This window comes from Bartonella sp. AD13SXNS, from assembly GCF_042196465.1.
Taxonomy (GTDB): Bacteria; Pseudomonadota; Alphaproteobacteria; order Rhizobiales; family Rhizobiaceae; genus Bartonella.
In genome coordinates, this window is record NZ_JBHIQI010000105.1 from 1 (window position 1) to 659 (window position 659).

Genomic DNA, 659 nt, shown 5'->3' on the forward strand with positions numbered 1-659 from the left:
GTTCTGATTGAACATCATCACACTCGATTGCCTTTTCAACAAAATCGTTTGTTTCTAAATTTTCAAAATCAATTTCTCTTTTTGATAAAATAATATTTTTATTTTTGTTATTGTTAATGTTATTGTTAATGTTATTGTACCCTCTTAAAGAATCTTCAAGACATCTTGAAGAATCTTGAAGACTTCTTAAAGAATCTTGAAGCTCTCTTGAAGATTCTTCTTGGTTTTTATGTTTTCTAGTATTGGCGGCTTTTGCTGCTCTTTCTGCAAACTTATTTAAAGTTTCGTCTGAATTTTTTAATTCTTCTTCAACATCTGAACACCACAAATGACCATCTTCTGAAAGAATAATGTGTCCAGATCTAAATAAGTAATCTAACGCCTTCTGAAATCTTTTTACTGAGCAACACGTAAAATGAGATAATATTTGCGCATCATTTACAAGAGGCTCTCTAGTACGCAACATTTGCAATCGCAATCGCATATAAACATTGCCTTCAATTGCGGGTAAACAAGCAAGATCAAGTAGCCACTTGTCTGCAAAAAGCCTCGTCCATGGTAATTTACTGGACATACCCCAATTCCCTTTCTTTAACTAAATGTAAAATTGCTAAAGCATCTGCTTCATTATCATCACATGGCTTGTGTCCTTTAATACA

Annotated in this window: 1 pseudogene; it reads right to left on the bottom strand. The window is 32.8% G+C overall.

The annotated features are described in order from the left end of the window. Positions 1-574 (bottom strand): annotated as a pseudogene (locus ACFIMQ_RS09655) (hypothetical protein); the annotation flags it as partial. Between the last annotated feature and the right edge of the window lie 85 nt (positions 575-659).